General features: G+C 63.6%; 3 protein-coding genes and 1 pseudogene. All 4 read left to right on the top strand.

Features of this window, described 5'->3' with window-relative positions; all coding sequences use genetic code 11:
• The coding region (locus EOA32_RS34230) for an efflux RND transporter permease subunit (RefSeq protein WP_145971450.1) at nt 1-2,570 on the top strand (2,570 nt) is incomplete at its 5' end.
• Nucleotides 2,571-2,635: 65 nt separating this feature from the next.
• Nucleotides 2,636-3,241, top strand: a complete 606-nt coding sequence (gene nthA / locus EOA32_RS34225) for a nitrile hydratase subunit alpha (protein WP_128374069.1) — start codon at nt 2,636-2,638, stop codon at nt 3,239-3,241.
• Complete coding sequence (gene nthB, locus EOA32_RS34220) at nt 3,238-3,897, top strand: nitrile hydratase subunit beta (RefSeq protein WP_128374068.1); 660 nt, start codon at nt 3,238-3,240, stop codon at nt 3,895-3,897. Before nthA ends, nthB begins: the two co-directional genes overlap by 4 nt.
• Nucleotides 3,884-4,012, top strand: a pseudogene (locus EOA32_RS40375) (nitrile hydratase accessory protein); the annotation flags it as partial. The gene nthB and the pseudogene EOA32_RS40375, both read left to right, overlap by 14 nt.

Below are 4,012 nucleotides of genomic sequence, written 5' to 3'. Positions count from 1 at the left end.
GCATATCGATCGACCAGTTGCAGACGGCCGTGGCCTCGGCCAACAGCAACACCCCGCTCGGCGTGCTGCAGAACGACAAGCAGCAGCTGACGATCACGGCCAACACCCAGCTGATGAACGCCGCCGATTTTTCCAACATTATCATCGCCACCAAGAATGGCCATCCGGTGCGGCTGGGCGAGGTCACGCGCGTCATCGACTCGGTCGAAACCACGACGACGGCGAGTTGGTATGACGGCACGCGCGCCATTATCATGGCCGTGCAGCGCCAGCCCGACGCCAATACGGTCGACGTCGTCGACAAGGTCAAGGCGATGCTGCCGTCCTTCCAGGACCAGATGCCGGCTGCCGCGAGCATCAAGCTGCTCAACGACCGTTCTACCTCGATCCGCCAGGCCGTCGACGACGTGCAGTTCACGCTGCTCCTGACCATCGCGTTGGTGGTGATGGTGATCTTCGTGTTCCTGCGCCGCGTCACGGCAACGATCATCCCGGCGGTGGCCGTGCCGATTTCGCTGATCGCGACGCTCGGCGCGATGTTCCTGTTCGGCTTCTCGATCGACAACATCTCACTGATGGGTCTGACGCTGGCCGTCGGCCTCGTCGTCGACGACGCGATCGTCATGCTCGAGAACATCTTCCGCCACATGGAAGAGGATGGGCTGTCGGCTTTCGACGCCGCGCTCAAGGGCGCGCGCGAGATCGGCTTCACCATCATTTCGATTTCGATTTCGCTGGTGGCGGTGTTCATCCCCGTGCTTCTAATGGGCGGCGTCATCGGGCGCATCTTCAACGAATTCGCCGTCGTGGTGACGGTCGCCATCCTGGCGTCGATGTTCGTGTCGCTGACCCTGACCCCGATGCTGTGCTCGCGGCTTTTGTCGGTGACCAAGGCCGATCGCGAGGCGCATGCCGACGGTCACAGACATGATCTCATCACGCGTGGCTATGACTGGATCCTGAGCTTCTGCCTGCGCCACACCTTCCTGGTGTTCCTGGTCTTCGTCGGCACCGCGGCGGCCTCCGTCTGGCTGATCCAGGTTTCGCCGAAGGGCTTCTTCCCGCAAGAAGACATAGGCCAGATCTCGGTAACCACCATCGCCCGCCAGGACATCTCCTTCGACGCGATGACGAAGCTGCAGAGCCAGGTCGCCGACGTCTTCTCGCATTCGCCTTACGTCGATCACGTCGCCTGGTCGGTGGGCAGCGGCAACAATGCGCTCAATCAGGGACAGTTGTTCGTGCAACTGAAGGACAAGGACAAGCGTCCCGACATAGAGAAGGTGCTTTCCGATTTGAGGCGGCAGCTGTCCGGCGTCGCCGGCATCGAAACCTATATGCAACCGGTGCAGAACCTCAGGCTCGGTTCGCGCTCCTCGGCCAGCGCCTATCAGTTGGTCGTCCAAGGCCTCGATAACGGCGCGACGGACGCTTGGGCGCAGAAATTGAACGACGCCATGGCCGCCGATCATAAATTCTTCACCGACGTCACAAGTGATCTGCAGAACAACGCGCTGCAGGCGTCGCTGGTCGTCGATCGCGACAAGGCCGCTCAGCTCGGTATCGACACGGACACGCTGCGCTCCGCCCTCTATGGCGGCTTCGGGACCGATCAGGTCTCAACCATTTTCGGCTCGGCCGACAGTTACGAGGTCATCACCGAGCTCGATCCGAAGATCGAGTGGTCGCCGGAGCGCATGCTGGCCATTCAGGTGAGAACCGCGAGCGGCAGCCTCGTTCCTCTCGGTGCCTTCGCCCGGGTCGATCGCACAGCCGGCGCCTTGACGGTCAACCAGCTTGGCCAGTTGCCGGCGGTGACGATCTCGTACAACCTGCCGCAGGGTGTCTCGCTCGGCGACACGGTGACCCGCATCAACCAGCTCAAGGACCAGATCGGCATGCCGCAGGCGATCGGCACCACCTTCGCCGGCACCGCCAAGACGTTCCAGGATTCGCTTGCCAACCAAGGGCTGCTGATCGGGGGCGCGATTCTCACGATCTACATTGTGCTCGGCATGCTCTACGAGAGCTTCATCCATCCGCTGACCATTCTGACGGGCCTGCCATCGGCGGTACTGGGCGCGGTGGTTGCATTGCGGCTCTTCGGCATGGACCTGTCGGTCATAGCCGTGATCGGCATCCTGATGCTGATCGGCATCGTCAAGAAAAACGGCATCATGATGATCGACGTGGCGCTGGAGTTGAGGCGCGAGGGCATGTCGGCGCTGGATTCCATCCACAAGGCCTGCCTGATGCGTTTCCGGCCGATCATGATGACGACGCTGGCGGCCTTGATGGGCACGTTCCCGATCGCGCTCGGCACCGGCGCCAGCGCCGAGCTGCGCCAGCCGCTCGGTGTTGCGGTGGTCGGCGGCCTGCTCGCATCCCAGGCGCTGACCCTGTTCGTCACGCCGGTCATCTATGTCTATTTCGAGCATTTCTCCGGCTGGCTGCTCAGCTTCTCCTCGAAGAAGAGCCGGCCGGAGTTGCATGCGGTCGAGCCGGTCGAGCAGCCCTCGCTCTTCGACCCCGGAGAAAATGCCGAACCGAAAAAATTGGCCGCCGAATAGGCGGCCCGGCTCTGGCCCAAGGTGCCGAGCTTGCGGGGGCGTGCGCACGATCGTAACCTTGCGCCATGTCCCATGATCACGACCACGACAACGAGCTCGATCCGTTTGCGGCGCGCGTGCGCGCATTGGAAACGATCCTTACCGAGAAGGGCCTGATCGATCCGGCGGCCATCGACGTCATCGTCGATACATACGAGACGAAAATCGGCCCACGCAACGGCGCCAGGGTGGTGGCGAAGGCCTGGAACGATCCGGCCTATGCCGAATGGCTGAAGCGCGACGCGACGGCGGCAATCGCCTCGCTCGGCTATACCGGGCGCCAGGGCGAGCACATGCAGGCGGTGTTCAACACGCATGAGACGCACAACCTCGTCGTCTGCACGCTCTGCTCCTGCTATCCGTGGTCCGTGCTCGGCCTCCCGCCGGTGTGGTACAAGGCGCCTCCCTATCGTTCGCGGGCTGTTATCGATCCGCGTGGCGTTTTGGAAGAATTCGGGCTAACCTTGCCCGCGGGCAGGAAAATCCGCGTCTGGGATTCGACGGCCGAGCTTCGCTACCTGGTGGTGCCGATGCGGCCGGAAGGCACCGAGGGCTGGAGCGAGGAGCAACTCGCCGGCCTGGTCAGCCGCGATGCGATGATCGGCACGGCGCTGGCGAAGGAGCCGGCATGAACGGGCCGCAAGATCTCGGCGGGCATATGGGGTTCGGGCCGGTCGCGCCCGAGACGGACGAGCCTTACTTCCATGCTGCCTGGGAGCGGCGGGCGCTTGGCGTCACGCTCACTGCCGGCGCCATGGGTGCCTGGAACATCGACGAGAGCCGGCATGCGCGAGAATCGCTGCATCCCGCCGATTATTATTCGTCGAGCTATTACCAGATCTGGATCCAGGCGCTTGAGGTACTCCTGAAGCGCCATGGCTTCGTGACGGAACGCGACCTTGCCGCCGGCAAGGCGGTCGATCCGGCGACGACACCCAAACGCGTGCTGAAGGCTGCCGATGTGCCTGCCGTGCTCGCCAAAGGTGGGCCATGCGACCGTCCCGTGGCTGCGCCGGCGCGCTTCCAGGCGGGCGACCGCGTGCGGACGAAGAATTTCAGCCCCACCGGCCATACGCGCCTGCCGCGCTACGCGCGCGGCAAGAACGGAAGGATCGAGGCCGTTCGCGACGGTTTCGTGTTCCCGGACAGCAACGCGCATGGCAAGGGGGAGAACCCGCAATGGGTCTATACCGTGGTTTTCGACGGCGCCGAGATCTGGGGCGAGGGCGCCGATCCGACATTGACCGTCTCCATCGACGCCTGGGAGCGTTACCTTGAGCCCGCATAAAGGCGCGCTGCCGACGGGTTTCGACGATCCGGTGTTCGCCGAACCGTGGCAGGCGGAGGCTTTCGCCATCACGGTGGCGCTGCACGACAGCGGCCTGTTTTCGTGGAGCGAATGG

The organism is Mesorhizobium sp. M1A.F.Ca.ET.072.01.1.1 (assembly GCF_004023325.1).
Taxonomy (GTDB): domain Bacteria; phylum Pseudomonadota; class Alphaproteobacteria; order Rhizobiales; family Rhizobiaceae; genus Mesorhizobium.
Note: the sequence above shows the minus strand (reverse complement) of the source record. Positions and strands in the feature narration are given on the sequence as shown.

What these genes read in the sequence shown, in the direction of transcription:
- nthA (WP_128374069.1), top strand. Translation starts at nt 2,636, where the DNA reads ATGTCCCATGATCACGACCACGACAACGAGCTCGATCCGTTTGCGGCG.
- nthB (WP_128374068.1), top strand. Translation starts at nt 3,238, where the DNA reads ATGAACGGGCCGCAAGATCTCGGCGGGCATATGGGGTTCGGGCCGGTC.